Origin of the sequence: Priestia megaterium (genome assembly GCF_046599315.1) — a bacterium.
GTDB lineage: Bacteria > Bacillota > Bacilli > Bacillales > Bacillaceae_H > Priestia > Priestia megaterium_F.
Map to the genome: position 1 here is coordinate 16,648 of NZ_JBKIKC010000009.1, position 19,767 is coordinate 36,414.

Below are 19,767 nucleotides of genomic sequence, written 5' to 3' on the forward strand. Positions count from 1 at the left end.
CATGATTGGAACATTGTACGGACTTGGAGTTGGACCAGGAGATCCAGAACTAATCACGGTAAAAGCATTTCGTAAATTAAAAGAATCACCCGTTATTGCGTATCCGAAAAAGCAAAAAGGAAGCAAAAGCTATGCCCAAAAAATTATTGACGTCTATTTCAGTGCAAATGAAAAAGACATGCTCGGCCTTGTGTTTCCCATGACAAAAGATCTTGCTATCTTAGAGAAAAAATGGACCGAAACGGTGGAGCGAGTATGGGAAAAGCTTGAGGAAGGAAAAGATGTAGCATTTGTGACAGAGGGCGACCCTATGCTTTACAGCACGTTTATTCACATGATGCGTCTGATGCAAGAACGACATCCGGAAGCTCCGATTCAAGTGATTCCTGGTATTTCATCTATTAATGGAGCGGCATCTCGCTTAGGTATTCCTTTAGCAGACGGTGATGAACACGTAGCGATTGTTCCTGCCCGTGAAGATTATGAAACAATGAAAAAAGTATTAGTGGAAAACGACTGCGTCATTTTTATTAAAGTAGCCAAAGTCATCGATTTTATGGTCGGTCTGTTAAAAGAACTTGACCTGCTTGAAAAAGCTTCGGTGGTGACAAAAGTAACGTCAGATGAAGAAATTATTTGGAAAGCTTCAGAACTAGAAGGAGCCGATTTACAATACTTAACGCTAATGGTGGTGCGAAAATGAAGTTATACATAATAGGAGCTGGACCAGGAGATCCAGATTTAATTACAGTAAAAGGCTTAAAATTACTTCAGCAGGCAGATGTTGTCTTATACGCTGACTCACTAGTAAGTCAAGAGTTAGTTGCTAGGTCTAAACCAGGAGCTGAAGTGTTAAAAACAGCGGGTATGCATTTAGAAGAAATGGTCGGTACTATGCTTGAGCGCATGCGTGAAGGGAAAATGGTCGTAAGGGTACATACCGGTGATCCGTCCATGTACGGAGCCATTATGGAACAAATGGTGCTTTTAAAAAGAGAAGGTGTTGATATTGAAATCGTTCCGGGCGTCAGCTCCGTATTTGCTTCAGCTGCGGCAGCTGAAGCAGAATTAACCATTCCAGATTTGACTCAAACGGTTATTTTAACTCGGGCTGAAGGAAGAACGCCGGTACCTGAGTTTGAAAAATTAACTGATTTAGCAAAACATAAATGTACAATTGCGTTATTTTTAAGCGCGACGCTAACAAAAAAAGTAATGAAAGAATTTATAAACGCAGGTTGGAGTGAGGATACGCCGATCGTAGTAGTGTATAAAGCAACGTGGCCAGATGAAAAAATTGTTCGCACGACGGTAAAAGACCTAGATGACGCTATGCGAACAAACGGCATTCGTAAGCAGGCTATGATTTTGGCAGGCTGGGCCCTTGACCCCCACATTCATGACAAAGATTATCGTTCAAAACTTTATGATAAAACATTTACCCATGGCTTTCGCAGGGGAGTGAAATCAGAATGATTCAACTTGAAGAAGGAAAAAAGGCCCTAATTACACAGCGCGGGGATTATGCCGTCGTTGCAATTACTAAGCACGGGGTAGAAATTGCAAGAAATCTTAGCCGCATCTTTCAGCAGTCTGATGTGTATTACATGAGCAAGTTTGAAAAAGGAGATGAACAAGAGCAGAACATTCAGCTATTTTCAGGAAGTGTACGGATGCTTTTGCCTTCTCTTTTTGAATCGTATAAAGGACTTATTATTATTATCTCACTGGGAGCAGTTGTGCGTATGATTGCACCTATTTTAAAAGATAAGAAAACAGACCCAGCGGTTGTTGTCATTGATGATAAAGGCGAAAATGTCATCAGTGTGCTTTCAGGTCATATTGGGGGAGCAAATGAGCTTACGCGTGAAGTTGCGGCAGCTCTCGGGGCTCACCCTGTTATTACAACAGCATCCGATGTTCAAAAAACGATTCCAGTTGATTTATTTGGGAAGCGTTTTGGTTGGGTATGGGAATCAGCAGAAAAGCTAACGCCTGTCAGCGCTTCCGTGGTGAATGAAGAGGAAATAGCAGTGGTTCAAGAATCAGGTGAAAAGAGCTGGTGGCATTATGAACACCCTGTTCCAGCTAACATTAAAACGTACTCATCGATTCACACAGCTCTTGAAGCATCGCCAAATGCAGCTTTGGTCGTAACGCATCGCGATTTAAAAAAAGAGGAAGAAGCGATCTTAGAAAACGGTGTTCTTTACCGGCCAAAAGTATTGGCGATTGGGATGGGATGTAACCGCGGGACAAGCGCAGCCGAAATTGAAAGTGTTATTGAAAAAACGCTTGCTGAACTTCAGTTTTCAATGAAAAGTGTAAAAGCATTATGTACAATAGAGTTAAAGAAAGATGAAGAAGGACTGTTAGAAGTGGCGTCTAAGTATGGCTGGGAGTTTGTCTATTATTCACCGCAAGAGCTAAATAGCATAAGCATTCAACAGCCTTCGGATACTGTTTTTAAATATACAGGTGCATATGGTGTTAGTGAACCTGCTGCTTTGTTATACAGCGGTGCTGCTGCGCTTGAGCTTGTGAAGAAAAAGTCGGGGAATGTAACCATTTCAGTGGCCATTATTCCATATGACTAAAGGAGAGAACAACATGTCAAACAGAAGACTCGTCATTGCCGGTACCGGAAGTGGCGTAGGAAAAACAACGCTTACAATCGGACTGATGTCAGCATTAAGACAAGCCGGTTATAGAGTTCAAGGGTTTAAATGCGGACCCGATTATATTGATCCAACGTATCATACGGCTGTTACAGAACGAACGTCCCGAAATATCGACAGTTGGATACTTGAACACGACATGGTTAGAGAAATTGTCGCTCGTGCTAGTCAAGATGCTGATATTTCAATCATGGAAGGAGTTATGGGATTTTTCGATGGGAAAAATCCATTAACGAACGAAGGATCAACGGCTGAAATTAGCTTAATCACAAATAGCCCTGTCCTTTTAGTTGTCAACTGTGCTAGTATGGCTAGAAGTGCAGCAGCGATTGTAAAAGGGTTTCAGCAATTTTTACCCGAAGCGAATATCGTCGGTGTGATTGCTAATCGAGTTGGAAGTGAAGGGCACTATAAACTTGTTAAGGCAGCAATTGAGCAGGAATGTCACATCCCGGTAGTAGGCTACTTGAAAAGAAACGATGAGCTCACCATTCCTGAACGTCATCTCGGGCTCATTCCATCGATTGAACGAGGAGAATTAACACCGTTTTTTGAACAGTTAGGGCAGCTAGTTCGTGATACAATTGATATCGAAAAAGTATATGAACTAGCTTTAGCTCCTAAAATAGAAATTAATGATCCTATCTTTACAAAAACGTCCGTACCTCAAGTGAAAATTGCTGTGGCGAGAGATGCAGCTTTTAACTTTTATTATGAAGAAAATTTCGAATTGTTAAAAGCTTATGGAGCGGAGCTTGTAGAATTTTCACCTTTAAAAGGAGAAAGGGTTCCACAAGATGCCGATGGTCTTTATATAGGAGGCGGATTTCCAGAAGAATTTGCTGAAACGCTGGCTCAGCAAATCGACGTTAAAAACTCTGTTCGAGCAGCTATCCAAAAAGGGTTGCCTACGCTCGCTGAGTGCGGAGGCTTTATGTTTTTAACAGATGGTATTGTCACAACAGACGATAAATGTTACGAAATGGTAGGACTTATTCCCGGACAAGTAAGGATGCAGGCAAAATTAGCTGCTTTAGGATACCGAGAAGTGACGGGAAAGCCAGGGAATTTTTTATTTAAAGGTGATATACAAGCTAAAGGCCATGAGTTTCATTATTCAACTTTTCATTCAGACAAAGAGTATCCGCCTGCTTATGATACAAAAGGGATGCGAGGAATGAAAGAAGAAGGTTATATGAATCATAATTTAATTGCCGGCTATACGCACTTTCATTTCGGCTCCTCTACAAAAATGGTAGAAAACTGGGTGGAACAGTGTAAAGCGGTAAAAAAAGAAAGAAGAGATGCAGTGTGACAGTTGGAAAAGTATATTTAGTAGGAGCTGGACCAGGAGATCCTAAGCTAATAACCGTATATGGAATGGAGTGTATTCAAGAAGCGGATGTCATTTTATATGACCGCTTGGCCAACGAACAGTTGTTAAATTATGCTAAAAAAGACGCAGAGCTTATTTTTTGCGGGAAATTACCAGGCAAGCACGGAGTCATCCAAGATCGTATTCACGAGCTGCTTGTTGAAAAAGCACTTCAAGGAAAAGTAGTGACGCGCTTAAAAGGAGGCGATCCTTTTGTATTTGGCCGCGGAGCAGAGGAAGCTGAAGTACTTGCTAATCAAGGAATTCCTTATGAAGTAGTGCCTGGTATCACGTCAGGAATTGCAGCTCCGGCCTATGCAGGAATTCCTGTTACCCACAGAGACCATGCCACTTCTTTTGCGATTGTAACGGGTCATGGAAGAGAAGAAAAAGGAAAAGATTATTTAAACTGGTCAGCGCTCGCTCAAGGAATAGATACAATTGCTTTTTATATGGGCGTTGGAAATCTCCCTCACATATGCAAGCAATTGATGGACCATGGAAGAGATAAACATACGCCAGTGGCACTTGTTCAATGGGGAACGACAAAATATCAGCGCACCGTAACTGGGACTCTTGCAACAATTGAAGAAATAGCACAAAAAGCAGAGATTGCTCATCCAGCTATCGTGCTTGTAGGTGATGTCGTAACAATTAGGGAAAAAATAAAATGGTTCGAAGAAAGAGCGGAAAATATTCTGCTTTAATGTTAAAAGGAGGAGACAACATGACAATTATCTCACAGTTAAAAGAACGAAGAGCGGTACGAGATCATGAAGCACGTGAAGTGGAACAAGAAAAGATTGAACAGCTCCTTGAAGCAGCCACGTGGGCTCCAAATGACCGAATGAGAGAGCCTTGGAGCTTCTATGTGATTCAAGGAGAAGCAAAAAAGAAGTATGAAGAACTGGCTGAATCTTATTTAAAGGAGCGCTTTCCTACAAAGCCTCATTTAGTAGAAAGTTCGTTAAAAGCAGTGAAAAATACGCCTGTATATATTGTCGTAACAGCTGACACAGTGGAAGGAGACGAAGAAGCCACGGAAGATAACAAATATGCGGTTTCATGCGCAATTCATTCCATGTGGCTAGCAGCTAAAGAATTAGGACTTGGATTCGTTTGGAGAACAAGAGGCGTTGGTCTTGTTCGAGACGAGCGACTGTATGAGTTTATCGGCAAGCCGGCGGGTAAAGTCGTGGTAGGAAATGTATTTCTAGGCTATCCAAATGAAGAGTCTCTTACAAAAATGAAAGAGCCGGCTAGAACACCGTTTACAGAAAAAACAACATGGCTGTAAACTGAAATTCGAAGAAAAAGAGGTTTTTAGATTGAAAGACAAACGTGGTCTTACGTTAATTTATACCGGAGACGGAAAAGGAAAAACAACCGCTGCTTTAGGTCTTGCTCTGCGCGCTACGGGACGCGGACAAAAAGTATTAATGATTCAATTTATTAAATCTCCTCAACGTACATATGGCGAAAAGCTGATGTTTGATAAAATGGGAATTGAAATGATTCAAACAGGAGTCGGCTTTACGTGGACAAAAACACCGCCTGAACATCGTGATGCTTTGCAAAAAGCCTGGGCGCTAACGAAGGAAAAAGTCTTCTCGAACGAATATGACGTAGTTATTTTAGATGAGTTAAATAACGCGCTGGCTATAGAAAAATTTCCTATTGATGATGTGCTACCGCTACATGAAGTGATTGATCTTATTCAAAAGCGCCCTGTGCATATGCACTTGGTCATTACCGGACGTTCTGCAAAAAAAGAAGTGATGGAAGCAGCAGATCTTGTGACGGAAATGAAGCCTCATAAACATTATTACGATGAAGGAATTCCTGCTGTAAAAGGAATTGAATTTTAAAAAGCCCTCAATGAAGAGGGCTTCTTTTATTGAGCAGGGACATCTACTTTTTCAGCTTGCCAGTAAAATTGGCTAATGACATCAGACAGTGCTTTTGTTGTGTTGGTTAGTTCATCAAGGTTATTATCAACTCCGCCCACTTCGATTAAAATAGCATTTTTCGAAACATCTTGATTATATACACCGTTACCGGAGGATTTGTTCTTGCCAATAACTCCGCGGCTTAAGCCAGGATATTTCTTTTCAAGTCCTTCATGAAGCGCTTTTGCCATTTTTAAGTTTTGTTCAAAGTTTTGATTTGCTTTCCCTAAAACAAACACAACTTTTGCGTACGATTTATTGTTAATCTTAATGGTTGTATTATCTTTTCGAAGCGAATCTCGGTGCAAATCGATAAAGTAAGTTAAATCTCTATTCTCAGTCATTGCCGTTTCAATTACTGTGCGAGACATGGCATACGATTGATTGGTGTTCCAACCTTTTTCTTTTAATTTTTGTCCAATATTCGTTTGATCTACTTCTGTTCCAATTCCTTGGGCCTCTAAATCTTTTCCTAGCATATTTGCGACAATATTAATATTCGTTTTGCTATCCACTGCTTTATTAGCATCTGGATCGCCTTCAAGTCCTAACAAAGGCAAGTAAGATTCCCAGCTGTGCGTATGATAAATATAAAATACCTTTTTCCCGCCGGTTGTATTATTGGGAGTCGTTGTATTATTTTTTTCTTTAGGCTGCTGAACTTTTGCAGTAGAATTTCTTTCTTTTAGTGTTTCATCTAACGGTGGCGCAGATTCTCGTGGGAAGTTTGTGAAATTTGTGCCTTCACCGGCAATAATGATATTGGAGTCGTAAATACTGAATCCAGGAAGTTCGGAACCAAACAAGCTTCTGGCATCTTCTGCTCGAATACTTGTTGATAACTCGAGCAGTGTAGAAGAAAGACCTGGAGGCGAGTAATTTTTATCAAAAGCTGTTGAAAAATGGTGGTTTTCTTGGCTCATCAAATAATAAAGGCTTTCTGCTTTATGCTTCGATAACGTTTGATAGATAATGGAAGAATTGAACTGTTCTTTGATTGCTGAGTAACTTACTAGAACAATGATGGATGATGTCATTAAAACAATTAATAAAATAACAATAACCATCTTATATGTTAACACTACAAAATTGGCGCGATTACTAGATCTCAATGGCGAAATCTCCTCTCTATGTCAGCATCAAGCTATTGCATATAATAGGTATAAAGGACTTTGCTAATCTAGTAATGATTATATGATTTGAGATTTTCAATTATGATAAGCATTTAATAGAGAAAGTAGTCTTCAAAAATCAAAAAAGAAGAATCACGCGAGATATAATCTCATATTCTCCGTGATTCTTCTTCAAATAGATGCCGGATGGCTTCACCTTTTGGGGTGAGGCTGAATCCTTTTTTCTCTTTTTTTAACAGCTGATAGTTTTGCAATTCTTGTAAATAGGTTACGATGCGCTTGCGCTTTATGGAATTTAATAATCCAAATGCAGATACTTTATCGAGCTCTTTTTGGCGAATACTGTTAGTCGAAACGCCTTCTAAAATTTGTACGTAACTTTGCTGAGTTTCTCTGTCTTTTAAGGTATCTATAAGCGTTAATAACCGTAACATTTGGTTTGAATCAAAAGTTATTTGACCAATTTTTAGCGGAGTCGAAAGCAGGTTCTGACGCTGTTTATGAAGTTCATTTCCTATCTTAGCGCTTATTTCTGTCAGCTTCGTTTCTATTTTACTTGGACACATATAACATGTAAATTCATCTGTTTCCTGCAGCAGAGTGACGTCTGGAAAATCCCATTGCGAAAATCATTGAATGGAACCAACTTCGAGATTTGCATTCGGTATTCTTACTTGCAATACGTTTTGAATGATTGAAAGAAAGGGATTCTTTTCCTCTAAAACTGGTCTTTGATTAAGCTGATAATTGGTTAGTTTGCACAATTTACCTTGGATTTCTTTAATGTGTACTTCATGATGCTCTAAAAGACTTTTCCATTTTAAAAAGACAAGTAGTTTTTGAATCACTTCTTCATTTTCATCTATAATTTCTTCAAATTGCCGCTGAGTTGTGGCTAAGCGTTTGGCTGCTAGCACTACATTATACTCATTATCGAGCGAAACGGCATCGTTTGCGACGTCATAGGTTACGGCGAGACCTCTGTTTTCTGAGGTTACGTGCATGATCTCGTTTTCTCCGTGAACATTTACTACCGCATCTTCCGTATCTGAAAATCCTCTTTCAAAGGCGATGAAAGAAAGAGAACGAAAAGGTCTCATAATAATTTCAATCCGGTTGCGCCAAAAAGCAATTTGCTCAGGGTTTTTCATAATAAAAAGCAAAGGTGATTTTTTTGATTGTTCAATCGCTTCAATGACACCTGCATTTCGATGATAAAGGGAGATGAGCGGACGTTTGAAGAAACACTTATTAACATGCTGAATCCATTCTTCTCTTGAAGAATCATGTATTTTAGCGCAAAACATGTAATCTTTCATGATGCTTCCGAGATAATTTTCTAACTCAATTTTAGTCAAAACCGTAAAATCTTGAGAATAAAAACTCATCATGATGAATAGGAATGCCGCTATTCTTATTATATTCTTTCCATAGAAATGAAGTTGGTTTCCAAAAGTGGGGATAAACGTCTTCATTTTTATCAATTGCGACGGGAAAACCGCCTCTACGACTTTCATATAAGAACGTTTGAAAAAGGGTTATATCCTCTTTAGATAACTCATTCATTGCTCGCTCAAAGTAGTCGTTTAACCGTCCAAGCGACCCTTTCGTATATTTGCTTCCCACGGATCGAATCGATTTATTCTTACGCCCAAGCGGAAGGAAAGTTAAATGGTTGTAACCTGTAAAATCAACAGGCAAATTCTCTGGTAAAGTCATTCATCTAACTCCTTTCATTTATTGAGTATTTTACCTATTAAAGAAGAGAAGAAAAAGTTTTAATGTGTCTTGAACATAAGGGTAATTTTAAAAAAATTCAGATAATTACTCTTCGGAAATAAAGAAAAGCGGTTCAAAGTAATTATGAATGGGTATAGTAATAAAAATTTTGACGCATATTATCGAATATATATGAATTTTGTCAAAAAAAACAACAAAAGTAATGATTCGCCTAAAGGAGGAAAAATATGGGAAATAAAGGTCCGTTTAAAAAGACGATATCCCTATTAGATTTAACATTGATTGGGTTAGGGGCTATTTTTGGATCCGCTTGGCTGTTTGCCGTTAGTAACGTCGCTACACAAGCAGGTCCTGCAGGAAGTTTTTCTTGGATTATTGGTGGAGTTATTATTTTATTAATAGGCCTTGTATACGCTGAGTTAGGGGCTGCCTTGCCTCGTACAGGAGGAATTATTCGATATCCTGTCTACTCACACGGTCACCTTGTAGGCTATATGATTTCGTTTATCACCATTGTAGCTTACACTAGTTTAATCGCTATTGAAGTAACGGCGGTGAGACAATACGTGGCCTACTGGTTTCCAGGTTTAACGAAAGCTGGATCTGATTCACCAACTGTATCTGGATGGATTTTACAATTCGTTTTACTTTGCTTATTCTTTTTACTCAATTACTGGAGTGTAAAAGCATTTGCGAAATCCAATATTATCATTTCTATTTTTAAATATTTTGTACCGCTTACAGTAATTGTAACGCTGGCATTTTATTTTAAGTCAGGAAATTTTACGATGGGAGAGTTTGCTCCAGGGGGATTTGATGGGATCCAGGCCGCCATTGCCACAGGCGGGGTTATGTTTGCTTACCTAGGTCTTCATCCGATTGTATCGGTAGCTGGAGAAGTGAAAAATCCACAGCGTAATATTCCAATTGCTCTTGTGATTTGTATTATTCTAGCAGCTCTTATTTATACTGCTCTACAAGTATTATTTATCGGAGCTATTCCGTCTGACATGATTAAAGGCGGTTGGTCTGGCATTCAAGATAAATTCTCACTGCCATTTAAAGACATAGCTGTTGTTCTTGGTCTTGGATGGCTAGCAACACTTGTTATTTTAGATGCGATTTTATCACCAGGTGGTAACGGTAATATTTTTATGAATACGACATCTAGACTTATCTATGCTTGGTCTCGTAACGGTACGTTATTTAAAACGTTTGCTCATGTGGATAAAAAAACAGGTATTCCGCGATCATCTCTATGGCTTTCATTAGGACTTTCAATTTTCTGGACACTGCCGTTTCCTTCGTGGAATGCACTCGTAAACGTATGTTCTGTTGCGCTTATTCTTTCTTATGCGATTGCACCCATTTCATCAGCCGCATTTATGGTAAACGCAAAAGATTTGGAAAAGCCTTTTAAATTGAGAGGAATGGGTATAATTGGTCCATTATCCTTCATTTTTGCTTCTTTTATTGTATACTGGTCAGGCTGGAAGACTATTTCATGGCTGTTAACTTCTCAGTTGGTCATGTTTGTTATTTATTTAATCTTTGCTAAATATGTACCTAAAAAAGAAGTAAGTCTTCGTCAGCAGATTAAATCTACTTGGTGGTTAGTCGCTTATTATATTATTATGCTCTTTATTTCTTATATTGGCTCGTTCGGTGGAGGAAAGGGTTTGATTGATACGCCTGTAGACTTAATCATTATAGCGGTCGTATCCATTGTGATTTATTATTGGGCTAAATATACGGGCCTTCCAAAAGCACTTATTGATTACGATCACCATCCTGAACAGGAAGAAAAAGCACCTGTATAACTTGTAAAGCAGCGATATTCGCTGCTTTTTCTATGTTATTTGAACATGAATTTCTAAAGTTTATCGTATAATTTAGTAGGAAAGAAGGAATTAGCACATTATTGTTTAATTAGTGTAGTGTAACCGTTTTAAATCCAACGCTTGGAGGAAGAGTATGATTGAAAAAATAATAAATTCACTTCGGAAGCGGCTGTGGGAAAACAATAATGTTATAGAAGTGTGTAAAAATGAAGGAGAAGTATACAGAACAACTTGTACTTTCTTTGATGGAGTAAGTAAAAAACAGCTAAATTTGTTCGAAGAAGAAATGCACGTAGTACTTCCTGAAGATTACAAGCAGTTTTTACAGCTAACAAATGGATGTAACTTGTTCATTGATGCTGACAAAAAAATAAGAGGGAATTTTTATCGATTGGAAGATGTAAGAGAAACAGCTTATAAAAGTCAGGGTCTCTATATGACAATTGGGTTTGTCGGAGAGGAAGAGATTATCATTGACTCCAAAAAATCAGCACATCCTGCATATATACTAGTAAAAAAGCGGAACGCATCTTTTCAAGATGCACATTTATTACATATGAATTTTGAGAAATGGCTGGATTGTTTTATAGTGAGTCAAGGGAATTGTTTTTGGCATTGGAATGAGCTTTGCAGCAAAGCTCATTCAACGGATAAAAAGACAACGGCACAATAAAATTATCTTCTCGAACTTAAAAGCAGAGCGTGTTAATCGTTCTGCTTTTTGTAACCATCATAAGCTAGGACAGCGTATCCACTCTAAAAGGTTATGAGTATGATTGTATAGCAATTGTCTAATGTCTGAATTGTTGATAAGTATAAATTAATGGACTGTTATCTCCTGTGGCAGGAGTTCCTATCAAATAAACGAGCACATTAGCGTGCTCGTTTATTTATATAGAAGGAAGACGTTCCCAACCGTAAGCTTCGTCTTCAACTTTAGTTTCTCCAAATTGACTTGTGCGATTCAAGATTTTTTGGCCGCCTAATTTTTTATAAAACTGAACGGCTCGCTCATTTTTCTTCATAGCCCAAATAATCATAGACGTATATTGCTGATTAGCAAATTCTTTTACTGAGTGAGAGAAAAGAAGATGACCAATTCCTTGGTTTTGGGCTTTCTTGCAAACATACAGCGCGTATATTTCAGCACTTGATAAATAAGGCTTACCTGCTGAAAAACCGGCAATTTCTCCTCGTTCATCGATAGCGAGCAAGATGAAATGAGAAGGCTCACTAAGAAAAAGGGACCATTTTTCTGTACTTTGTTCATAAGACAAGTCTTTTAAATAAGCAGCGGGTACTAGCCCTTCATATGTAATGCGCCAGCTGTCTACGTATAAGCGGGCAATAGAAGGAATGTGAGAGGAAGTAGCTTTAATCACTTTCATTAAAAAGTCTCCTTTTTTAAAAAATTAAGACATATAGCATGACTTTCAACCTAAGAATATTATGAAAAATAGATCATAATTTTCCATTAATTCATAAAATGGTAAAAAAGGTGGTGTTCATTCTCACTCTATCACGGTAAAGTGAGTATATACATTTGTTTTGTTGTTTTATTTTTTGCTAGATGTATAATGTCTAACGATCTATTTGTTATTCACCTTTACTAGTCTATCAAATAGTTCTGTTAAAGCCAAAGGGGCATGGGGTAAGTGATGTCAATTAAGCTGCGTTTTATTTTAACGTATATCAGCATTGTGTTTGTGTTTATTATTTTGCTTTTTTTATCAGGCTTTCTTATTTTCTTCTCCATTACAGGCGATGCCGATTTTGTAAGAAAGCTCTACAGTCATTCCTATGAGTATAAATTGTTAACGCCAGAAGAAGAAAATGCGTTCTTAGATTTAAAGTTATTGAGTGAAAAAAAACCGGAGCAGCTGCTGCGGCCGGAGACGGTTAAAAAATATGAATTCGAAAATATTGATATTGTAATTCAAATGAATACAGAGGTGGTATACGCTTCAGAATCTATTAAAGGAGAAAACCTTCGTAAATACTTGCCAAAGCATCAAAAAAGTAAAGGAAATCATTCATATCAGCAGGATATGCTGCGGATAGGCAAGCAGTACTTTACATATATCAACCTTGATTTCCCTTTTTCAAATCAAGAAAAAGGAAGCATTTATGTTTTGCGGAAAATCAGCCCTTATGTAGGCATTATTAATCGGATTTTTCCCTTTTTAATCTTTCTACTATTAATCTTAGTAATCGTTATTATTGGATTTTTAAACTATCTTGTTTCAAGAAGTATTATTAAACCCATTCGTGAATTAAAAGAAGCAGCTGAAAAAATAAAACAAGGTGATCTTCACTTTGAGATCTCTGCTAATTCAAAAGATGAAATAGGTGAATTAACGCAAGCTTTTGAAGAAATGAGGCAAAAACTGAAGTCTTCTGTTGAGCTGCAGATTCAATATGAAGATAATCGCAAGCAGCTGCTTTCAAGTATTTCACACGATTTACGAACTCCTATTACTTCCATTGTAGGATATGTAGAAGGAATTCAAGATGGAGTAGCTAACACGCCCGATAAGCTTTCCAAATATTTGTTAACGATTTCAACGAAAGCAAAAGACATGAACGCCTTAATCGACGAGCTGTTTTTGTTTTCTAAATTGGATTTGCACGAAATTCCATTTGTGTTTAAAAAACTTAACATTTCTGCTTTTATGGAAAGTTATGTGCAAGAGCTTCAGTTTGAAATGAGCGAACATGATATTGATGTCTTATTTTCCAATGATTCTCTAATCACACTGTATGCAAAGGCAGATGCTGAGCAGCTGCGAAGAGTTCTAATAAACTTAACAACCAACAGTATTAAATTTATGGATAAAGAAAGAAAAAGAATTGATATCGTTCTTTCCGCTACCGAGAGCGAACTTATTATTGAAGTGAAAGATAATGGCGCAGGGATTTCACCGGAAGCACTAGCACATATTTTTGACCGGTTTTATCGAGCTGAACAGTCCCGTAATAGCAACACCGGAGGAAGCGGACTTGGGCTGGCAATTGCAAAACAAATTGTGGAACGCCACGGGGGAGACATCTGGGCACTAAGTAAACTTGGCGAAGGAACAAGTATTTTCTTTTCTTTGCAAAAAATGAATGAAAATGGTGATACACATGAAGAAGATATTATTAATTGAAGATGAAGTAAGTATTGCTGAATTGCAAAGAGATTACCTGGAAATTAATGATTTTGAAATAGACGTTCAATATAGTGGTGATAAAGGGTTAGAAAAAGCGTTAAATGAACATTTTGATCTGATTATTTTGGATATTATGCTCCCTAAAGTGAGTGGGTTTGAAGTGTGTAAGCAAATTCGAGCTGCAAAAGATATTCCAATTATTTTAGTATCAGCTAAAAAGGAAGAAATTGATAAAATTAGAGGGCTTGGGCTAGGTGCAGATGATTATATTACCAAGCCATTCAGTCCAGGGGAGCTAGTTGCAAGAGTCAAAGCGCATTTAGCGAGATATGAAAGACTCTCTGACAAGCAAGAAAAACGCATGATTCGTATTCATGGCTTAGCGATTGATACCCTTGCTAGAAGAGTGTTTGTCAATGATACAGAAGTATTTTTTACAGCGAAGGAATTCGATTTGCTGAAATTTATCGTTTCTCATCCAAATCAAGTATTAAGTAAAGAACATTTATTCGAAAAAATTTGGGGCTTTGATTCTTCAGGAGATATTTCAACCGTAACGGTTCATATTCGAAAACTAAGAGAAAAATTAGAAGAAAACCCAGCAGATCCTCAATACCTAGAAACGGTATGGGGAGCAGGGTATCGGTTCAATATTTAAATAGAAAGAGGTGGAGACATAACGAAATTAATCCAATCTAAAGACGAACAAATGGGATACATTAGCTGAACCGCTTGTGACACCGCAGTTGAGTTCTGTGCAAGACTTCGCTTTCCGCGGGCGGCCGATGAGCCTCCTCGTCGCTTACGCTCCTGCGGGGTCTCATCTGTTCCGCTTTTCCCGCAGGAGTCTTCGCCTTGCCCCCCAATCAACTGCTAGAAAGATCTAAACAAATGAAACCTACGTTCACCCTAACAAAAAAACGAACCACTAATCAAACATATTGATCAATGGTTCGTTTTTCATTTCGTCTAAAATACTTTTGTCACAGCCTCGTTCTTTAACTAACATTCTTTTATCTCAGCCTCTTTTTATTACGTAGTAACGATTCTATGACGAGCTTTAATTTTACTTACAGGAGGTTCGGAAGAAAATATATTTTTTTCACCGATCTTATCATATAGACCGGTTGATTTTAACAGTTCTTTCGGCTGCTGCTGTAAACCAGAAATAACGACTTGGCTATGCGAATCTTTCAAACGTTCGACCACCTTTGATAGTAAAGCTTCTCCGGATGTATCGATAAAGGACACTTGGCTCATTCGAAGCAATAAAATTTTCGGTTTCGCTTCAGCAATGTTATCAAAGGAATCTTCCAATACTTCAGCAGAACCAAAAAATAGTGATCCTTGCAGCGTATATTCCATCAATTCAGAGTTGTTAGCGTTTTCAGACGTGTCCGCTAAAACCTTTGAAATCTTCAGCGATCCGCTCATTCGTTTTACGAACATGATAATAGCTAAAAATAGACCCACGCCTACACCTGTTGTTAAATCGATTGAAACCGTTAATAAAAACGTAGCCACAAGTACAAACGAATCAGCTGACTTTGTTTTTAAAATATGAATAAATTCTTTACGCTCACTCATATTCCAAGCGACAAACATTAAAATAGGTGCCATACTTGCAAGCGGAATGTTTGATGCATAAGGAGCGAGCATCACCAGAACTAGTAAAACAACTAACCCGTGTATGACTCCTGATAGCGGAGATGCTGCCCCGTTTTTGATATTGGTAGCCGTTCTGGCGATAGCACCAGTCGCTGGGATTCCGCCAAACAGCGACGTAGCAATATTAGCAATTCCTTGACCCACAAGTTCCTTATTGCTATTATGCTTGGTTTTGGCCATATTATCAGCAACAACAGCCGATAATAGGGATTCAATACCTCCAAGCATGGTAATTACACAGGCAGCCGGAAATAGCATCACAATGTTATCCCATGTTAGATCAGGGAAGCTAAAAGATGGCAGTTTACTTGGAATAGCACCGTAAGTAGAGCCAATTGTTGCAACTTTGCCTGGGAACAGTGTAACGGCTACAAGTGTAGAGACGAGAAGCCCCAGCAAAGCACCTGGAATTTTAGGTAAAAACTTTGGTGTTGTAATCACAATAGCCAAACAAATAGCGGCTATGATGATGCTGTAAATGTTAATTGTTTCAACCTTTCGTAGGATTTCAACCATGTTTAAATGAAATTCTTCATGCTTTGCAATCTCTTTTAACCCTAAAAAGTTAGCGATCTGCCCTGAGAAAATAATAATCGCAATTCCTGCTGTAAACCCAATTGTCACAGGTCGCGGAATAAACTTTATAAATTTTCCTAACTTAAATATTCCGAGAAGTGTAATCATAATTCCAGCCATAAAGCCCGCAATAATAAGGTTCTCATAACCAAACTGCACAACAACTCCAAGTAGCACCGGAACAAATGCGCCTGTGGGACCTGCAATTTGAAATTTCGATCCGCCTAATATCGAAACCATAATTCCTGCGATAATTGTTGTATAAATACCGTATTCAGGTCTTACGCCAGAAGCAATAGCAAAGGCCATTGCTAAAGGAATAGCAACGACCCCAACAACTAAACCAGCGATAATATCTTTTTGCAGATGCCGTGCTGAATAGCCTTGAAAGCGGTTATCTTTTAGCATTCAATAAAAACCTCCTTCATGAGCTTACGGTTTCAGTTTGGTCTTGGGAATAGCCGTTTACAACAACGTCAAGCTTTCCTGTTGAAGGATGAATAACCATTCCAGAAACAAGTACGTCTTTCGGTAGTAAAGGATGATTTCGAATCATATCTACACTGTTTTCTACACTATCTTCTACACACTCAAACCCAGTTAGCCATCCTTCTAAATCAATACCCGCATATTTAAGGTTTCGAATCTGTTCTGAGCTAATCCCTCTTTGCTCAGCAGAGGCTAAAATAGCTTCAGCTTTCATGCCCGTCATTCCACATTCATGATGACCGATGACACATACTTCATCAGCTTGAAGCGCATAGACCGCAACTAAGATACTTCTCATGATGCTGCCAAAAGGATGAGAGATAACAGCTCCGGCATTTTTTACAATTTTTGCATCTCCATTTCGTAGCCCCATGGCTTTAGGAAGTAATTCTAACAAGCGTGTATCCATGCAAGTTAAGATCACTATCTTTTTGTTAGGAAATTTGGATGTTTGAAAAGCCTCAAATTGATTGTTTGTTACAAATTTTTCATTAAACTTTAAAACTTCAGATAGACAAGTCATTGTTTTCCTCCTGCATCCTTTATTTTTAACTTATTTTTTAGTCTAAAGATAAAATTTAAAAACGAACTAAATAAAATATTAAAACTTTCTTAAAATATTCAGAAAAAACTTATAAATAAATCTAATTTATATGCGTGAAGTTATGTAAGCGTATTCTTTTTTGTTTTTCTACGAAATGAAAATTATATGTTAAAATAGTGAAAAGTTGGAATTATTTAAAAATGGTAGAGAGGAGGAAGGGAAAAGTGAAGTCTCTTATAGCAATAGGCATTATTTTCTGTTGTTTGGTAGGATGTAGTTCTAATACTCAAGTCATCAACGACAGAGAAATGGCGGAGAATATTCAGGAGTCATTTGCAAAAAAAGGTGTAAGCTCAGTGGATGTATCAAAGTTAAGTGATTTTAAATGGGAAAAGGGATATGTATTTACAAATAAGATAAATAAAGCCGATGTAGAAAAGCTTGTAAACGCACCAGTCAGTGAAGAGGTGATAAAAAAAATATCTGCTACTGATCAAGTGCTTGTGTTTTTACACAAAGAGGAAGTTGTCCGGTATGTAGAACTACCGGGAGATCTCATCAAACATGATAAAAATCAACTTGAATTTTCGTTTTCTCATTCTGAATTAAAATTTAATAAGAAAAGGGAGGGAAAACTTATAAAAGTAGGCGATAAAACATTAAGTTCAGAAGATGCTTTAGCTATGGAATCAATTATGCAACAAATTCAATGGAAAAAAGCTGATTATAGCTTAGCTCTTGACCCGGATGTACAGCTGACTTATGAAGGCGCGGTATACAATGTAAGATTCACTTCTGACAGTGCGGAACTTACTTCTAAAAAAAGAGGGGTATATGGTAAAGTAACGGGAGAAACAGCACAGCAGCTGTATGAAATATTGATGTAACCTATTGATTTTTCAATAGGTTTTTTTTGCACGCATTTTTAAAATTTACATAAAATGTATTGATTATATTGACATTAACGTTAACGTTAATGAGAGAGGTGAAGAGAAAAACATGTATCTAATCGATGACGTAACGAAAATGACCGGTTTAACTAAGCGTGCTCTTCGGTATTATGAAGAGATTGGACTCATTTTGCCCCCACAGCGTACAAAAGGAAATGACCGAATTTATTCGGAAGAAGAGGTAAAAGAACTAAGAAAAGTAGCAAAAGCAAAAGAAGTTCTCGGTTTTTCTTTGCAGGAACTGCAGCAGTTTATGTGGTTGAAAAGAATGATTGAAGAAAGAAGCGAGCAGCAAGGGTTATTAGCGAAAGAGATAACTCAAATAGAAGATCTGCTGGAAAACCAAATCAAGATGATTGAATTTAAAGTCGTTAAAATGCAGGCATTTAAAACCGAGCTAAAGGAAATGCGAGAATCTGCTATAGCAATACATGAAAAAACAAAAGGAGAGATGAAAGAGTGGAAGGACAGCATTCAAATAACCGATTAGGTCAAATTATTACGGTAATAGCTACTTTTTTAGCATTTATGGGAATTGGGGTAGTAGATCCAATTTTACCGGAGATTGCTAAGCAAATTGGAGCTTCTCATTGGCAAGTGGAAATGTTATTTACTTCCTATTTATTAATGATGGCTATCATGATGATTCCAGCAGGTATCTTGGCATCACGTGTAGGGGACAAGCGCTCGATGGTAACAGGACTTATCATTGTAACGATTTTTGCAGCGCTATGCGGATTTTCTAATAATATTCCTCAGCTTTCTATTTTCCGAGCAGGTTGGGGACTTGGTAATTCTTTTTTCTTTGCAACAGCTATGACGCTGCTTATTGCATTATCAGGTGAAGTGAAAAAAGCAGTAGGATTATATGAAGCCGCGATTGGTTTAGGAATGGCTGGGGGACCGCTTGTAGGAGGGGTATTAGGAAATGCTTCTTGGAGATGGCCGTTTTTCGGTACAAGTGCTTTAATCTTTATTGCCTTCATTTTAGTGTTAACGATTGTTAAACAGCCTACAAGCACAAAGCCTCGTAAAGCAGCAGGCTTTAAAGATATGGTGAAGCTCTATAAATTAAAACAATTTACTCAAGGCGCTGTCTCAGGCATGCTTTATTACTATGGATTTTTTACAGTGTTAGCTTATACGCCGCTTATCCTATCTATCGGAGCTCTTCAAATTGGTTTTGTTTTCTTTGGATGGGGATTATGTTTGGCTTATGGCTCAGCGGTTTTAGCTCATCAGTTAGAAAAAAGACATCAGCCAAAACAAGTGTTACATGTTAGCTTAATTGTTTTTTCACTTATATTAATTTGTTTATTTGTATTTGATGCAACATGGTTGCGTATTGTTTTAATTATGGCAGCAGGCCTTGTATCAGGACTTAATAATGCATTATTTACAAGTCATGTAATGGAAGTATCTCCTTATGAACGAGGAATCACATCTGGGGGATATAATTTCTTAAGGTGGTTAGGTGCAGCGTTTGCTCCTTTATTATCAGGGGTTATCGGCAATACCGTAGCGCCTCAAGCGCCTTTTCTTGTAGCAGCGATTCTTGGATTGCTAGCTTTTGTTATCATGGTTGTAAAAGTAAAAACAACTTCTCAAACGGATGAAGCTGTATCTAAATAAACGTTGAAATAAAAGGCTTTTTCCTGCAAAAAGCCTTTTA

General features: G+C 37.9%; 22 protein-coding genes. 14 read left to right on the forward strand and 8 right to left on the reverse strand.

The features are described 5' to 3' along the window. The first annotated feature begins 1 nt into the window (after position 1). The 7 genes from cobI to cobO are packed head-to-tail and all read left to right on the forward strand — an operon-like array spanning position 2 to position 5,921. Entirely contained in the window at positions 2–703 is a 702-nt protein-coding gene (gene cobI / locus ACLHDF_RS21685; protein WP_413920688.1) for a precorrin-2 C(20)-methyltransferase, read from the forward strand. Then, positions 700–1,476 (forward strand): precorrin-4 C(11)-methyltransferase, encoded by a 777-nt coding sequence (gene cobM, locus ACLHDF_RS21690; RefSeq protein ID WP_413920689.1) that lies wholly within the window; start codon positions 700–702, stop codon positions 1,474–1,476. Before cobI ends, cobM begins: the two co-directional genes overlap by 4 nt. Continuing rightward, complete coding sequence (locus ACLHDF_RS21695; RefSeq protein WP_413920690.1) at positions 1,473–2,597, forward strand: cobalt-precorrin 5A hydrolase; 1,125 nt, start codon at positions 1,473–1,475, stop codon at positions 2,595–2,597. The genes cobM and ACLHDF_RS21695 overlap by 4 nt, the downstream gene beginning before the upstream one ends. A 13-nt stretch (positions 2,598–2,610) precedes the next feature. Continuing rightward, entirely contained in the window at positions 2,611–3,993 is a 1,383-nt protein-coding gene (locus tag ACLHDF_RS21700; protein ID WP_413920691.1) for a cobyrinate a,c-diamide synthase, read from the forward strand. Further along, entirely contained in the window at positions 3,990–4,760 is a 771-nt protein-coding gene (cobA, locus tag ACLHDF_RS21705; RefSeq protein WP_413920692.1) for a uroporphyrinogen-III C-methyltransferase, read from the forward strand. The genes ACLHDF_RS21700 and cobA overlap by 4 nt, the downstream gene beginning before the upstream one ends. Positions 4,761–4,780: 20 nt before the next feature. Further along, complete coding sequence (locus ACLHDF_RS21710) at positions 4,781–5,350, forward strand: nitroreductase (RefSeq protein WP_413920693.1); 570 nt, start codon at positions 4,781–4,783, stop codon at positions 5,348–5,350. A 31-nt stretch (positions 5,351–5,381) separates the two neighbouring features. After that, positions 5,382–5,921: a cob(I)yrinic acid a,c-diamide adenosyltransferase gene (cobO, locus tag ACLHDF_RS21715; RefSeq protein ID WP_413920694.1), complete on the forward strand. Its 540-nt coding sequence runs from the start codon at positions 5,382–5,384 to the stop codon at positions 5,919–5,921. Positions 5,922–5,947: 26 nt separating this feature from the next. On the opposite strand, the gene spoIIP is transcribed toward cobO, so the two are convergent. The 4 genes from spoIIP to ACLHDF_RS21735 all read right to left on the reverse strand — a co-directional run bounded on the left by spoIIP (position 5,948) and on the right by ACLHDF_RS21735 (position 8,854). Further along, positions 5,948–7,114, reverse strand: coding sequence for a stage II sporulation protein P (gene spoIIP, locus ACLHDF_RS21720; RefSeq protein ID WP_413920695.1), 1,167 nt, complete (start codon positions 7,112–7,114; stop codon positions 5,948–5,950). A gap of 170 nt (positions 7,115–7,284) precedes the next feature. Then, complete coding sequence (locus ACLHDF_RS21725; protein ID WP_413920696.1) at positions 7,285–7,701, reverse strand: RQC domain-containing protein; 417 nt, start codon at positions 7,699–7,701, stop codon at positions 7,285–7,287. A 63-nt stretch (positions 7,702–7,764) separates the two neighbouring features. Continuing rightward, positions 7,765–8,454 carry a hypothetical protein gene (locus tag ACLHDF_RS21730; RefSeq protein ID WP_413920697.1) on the reverse strand — a complete coding sequence of 230 codons (690 nt, stop codon included), beginning with the start codon at positions 8,452–8,454 and terminating at the stop codon, positions 7,765–7,767. 31 nt (positions 8,455–8,485) lie between these two features. Beyond that, positions 8,486–8,854 (reverse strand): hypothetical protein, encoded by a 369-nt coding sequence (locus ACLHDF_RS21735; protein WP_413920698.1) that lies wholly within the window; start codon positions 8,852–8,854, stop codon positions 8,486–8,488. Positions 8,855–9,102: 248 nt separating this feature from the next. Between ACLHDF_RS21735 and ACLHDF_RS21740 the strand changes: the two genes are divergently transcribed. Further along, the gene (locus ACLHDF_RS21740; protein WP_413920699.1) at positions 9,103–10,695 is read left to right on the forward strand and encodes an APC family permease; all 1,593 of its coding nucleotides are present in this window, start codon (positions 9,103–9,105) and stop codon (positions 10,693–10,695) included. Between the two features lie 154 nt (positions 10,696–10,849). Then, positions 10,850–11,389, forward strand: a complete 540-nt coding sequence (locus ACLHDF_RS21745; RefSeq protein WP_413920700.1) for an SMI1/KNR4 family protein — start codon at positions 10,850–10,852, stop codon at positions 11,387–11,389. Positions 11,390–11,606: 217 nt separating this feature from the next. Here the strand turns inward: ACLHDF_RS21745 and ACLHDF_RS21750 are convergent, their stop codons facing one another. Next, positions 11,607–12,104 (reverse strand): N-acetyltransferase family protein, encoded by a 498-nt coding sequence (locus ACLHDF_RS21750; RefSeq protein WP_413920701.1) that lies wholly within the window; start codon positions 12,102–12,104, stop codon positions 11,607–11,609. 270 nt (positions 12,105–12,374) lie between these two features. Here ACLHDF_RS21750 and ACLHDF_RS21755 point away from each other — a divergent pair, with 270 nt between their 5' ends. After that, positions 12,375–13,865, forward strand: coding sequence for a sensor histidine kinase (locus tag ACLHDF_RS21755; RefSeq protein ID WP_413920702.1), 1,491 nt, complete (start codon positions 12,375–12,377; stop codon positions 13,863–13,865). After that, on the forward strand, positions 13,843–14,526 hold the full coding sequence (locus tag ACLHDF_RS21760; RefSeq protein WP_413920703.1) for a response regulator transcription factor: 684 nt from the start codon (positions 13,843–13,845) through the stop codon (positions 14,524–14,526). Before ACLHDF_RS21755 ends, ACLHDF_RS21760 begins: the two co-directional genes overlap by 23 nt. Here the strand turns inward: ACLHDF_RS21760 and ACLHDF_RS21765 are convergent. The 3 genes from ACLHDF_RS21765 to ACLHDF_RS21775 all read right to left on the reverse strand — a co-directional run bounded on the left by ACLHDF_RS21765 (position 14,523) and on the right by ACLHDF_RS21775 (position 17,124). After that, a complete protein-coding gene (locus tag ACLHDF_RS21765) occupies positions 14,523–14,738 on the reverse strand; it encodes a hypothetical protein (RefSeq protein ID WP_413920704.1) in 216 nt (71 codons plus the stop codon). The genes ACLHDF_RS21760 and ACLHDF_RS21765 overlap by 4 nt on opposite strands. Before the next feature lie 162 nt (positions 14,739–14,900). After that, positions 14,901–16,520 (reverse strand): SulP family inorganic anion transporter, encoded by a 1,620-nt coding sequence (locus ACLHDF_RS21770; RefSeq protein WP_413920705.1) that lies wholly within the window; start codon positions 16,518–16,520, stop codon positions 14,901–14,903. Positions 16,521–16,536: 16 nt separating this feature from the next. After that, entirely contained in the window at positions 16,537–17,124 is a 588-nt protein-coding gene (locus tag ACLHDF_RS21775) for a beta-class carbonic anhydrase (protein WP_413920706.1), read from the reverse strand. Positions 17,125–17,369: 245 nt separating this feature from the next. On the opposite strand from ACLHDF_RS21775, the gene ACLHDF_RS21780 reads away from it, so the two are divergent. From ACLHDF_RS21780 to ACLHDF_RS21790, 3 genes are all read left to right on the forward strand, one after another. Continuing rightward, on the forward strand, positions 17,370–18,032 hold the full coding sequence (locus ACLHDF_RS21780; protein WP_413920707.1) for a hypothetical protein: 663 nt from the start codon (positions 17,370–17,372) through the stop codon (positions 18,030–18,032). Between the two features lie 112 nt (positions 18,033–18,144). Continuing rightward, on the forward strand, positions 18,145–18,585 hold the full coding sequence (locus ACLHDF_RS21785) for a MerR family transcriptional regulator (RefSeq protein WP_413920708.1): 441 nt from the start codon (positions 18,145–18,147) through the stop codon (positions 18,583–18,585). Further along, positions 18,555–19,727, forward strand: coding sequence for an MFS transporter (locus ACLHDF_RS21790; RefSeq protein WP_413920709.1), 1,173 nt, complete (start codon positions 18,555–18,557; stop codon positions 19,725–19,727). The genes ACLHDF_RS21785 and ACLHDF_RS21790 overlap by 31 nt, the downstream gene beginning before the upstream one ends. Positions 19,728–19,767: the final 40 nt, after the last annotated feature.

What these genes read in the sequence shown, in the direction of transcription:
- cobI (WP_413920688.1), top strand. Translation starts at nt 2, where the DNA reads ATGATTGGAACATTGTACGGACTTGGAGTTGGACCAGGAGATCCAGAA.
- cobM (WP_413920689.1), top strand. Translation starts at nt 700, where the DNA reads ATGAAGTTATACATAATAGGAGCTGGACCAGGAGATCCAGATTTAATT.
- ACLHDF_RS21695 (WP_413920690.1), top strand. Translation starts at nt 1,473, where the DNA reads ATGATTCAACTTGAAGAAGGAAAAAAGGCCCTAATTACACAGCGCGGG.
- ACLHDF_RS21700 (WP_413920691.1), top strand. Translation starts at nt 2,611, where the DNA reads ATGTCAAACAGAAGACTCGTCATTGCCGGTACCGGAAGTGGCGTAGGA.
- ACLHDF_RS21710 (WP_413920693.1), top strand. Translation starts at nt 4,781, where the DNA reads ATGACAATTATCTCACAGTTAAAAGAACGAAGAGCGGTACGAGATCAT.
- ACLHDF_RS21725 (WP_413920696.1), bottom strand. Translation starts at nt 7,701, where the DNA reads ATGTGTCCAAGTAAAATAGAAACGAAGCTGACAGAAATAAGCGCTAAG.
- ACLHDF_RS21730 (WP_413920697.1), bottom strand. Translation starts at nt 8,454, where the DNA reads ATGAAAGATTACATGTTTTGCGCTAAAATACATGATTCTTCAAGAGAA.
- ACLHDF_RS21735 (WP_413920698.1), bottom strand. Translation starts at nt 8,854, where the DNA reads ATGACTTTACCAGAGAATTTGCCTGTTGATTTTACAGGTTACAACCAT.
- ACLHDF_RS21740 (WP_413920699.1), top strand. Translation starts at nt 9,103, where the DNA reads ATGGGAAATAAAGGTCCGTTTAAAAAGACGATATCCCTATTAGATTTA.
- ACLHDF_RS21745 (WP_413920700.1), top strand. Translation starts at nt 10,850, where the DNA reads ATGATTGAAAAAATAATAAATTCACTTCGGAAGCGGCTGTGGGAAAAC.
- ACLHDF_RS21750 (WP_413920701.1), bottom strand. Translation starts at nt 12,104, where the DNA reads ATGAAAGTGATTAAAGCTACTTCCTCTCACATTCCTTCTATTGCCCGC.
- ACLHDF_RS21755 (WP_413920702.1), top strand. Translation starts at nt 12,375, where the DNA reads ATGTCAATTAAGCTGCGTTTTATTTTAACGTATATCAGCATTGTGTTT.
- ACLHDF_RS21760 (WP_413920703.1), top strand. Translation starts at nt 13,843, where the DNA reads ATGAAGAAGATATTATTAATTGAAGATGAAGTAAGTATTGCTGAATTG.
- ACLHDF_RS21770 (WP_413920705.1), bottom strand. Translation starts at nt 16,520, where the DNA reads ATGCTAAAAGATAACCGCTTTCAAGGCTATTCAGCACGGCATCTGCAA.
- ACLHDF_RS21775 (WP_413920706.1), bottom strand. Translation starts at nt 17,124, where the DNA reads ATGACTTGTCTATCTGAAGTTTTAAAGTTTAATGAAAAATTTGTAACA.
- ACLHDF_RS21785 (WP_413920708.1), top strand. Translation starts at nt 18,145, where the DNA reads ATGTATCTAATCGATGACGTAACGAAAATGACCGGTTTAACTAAGCGT.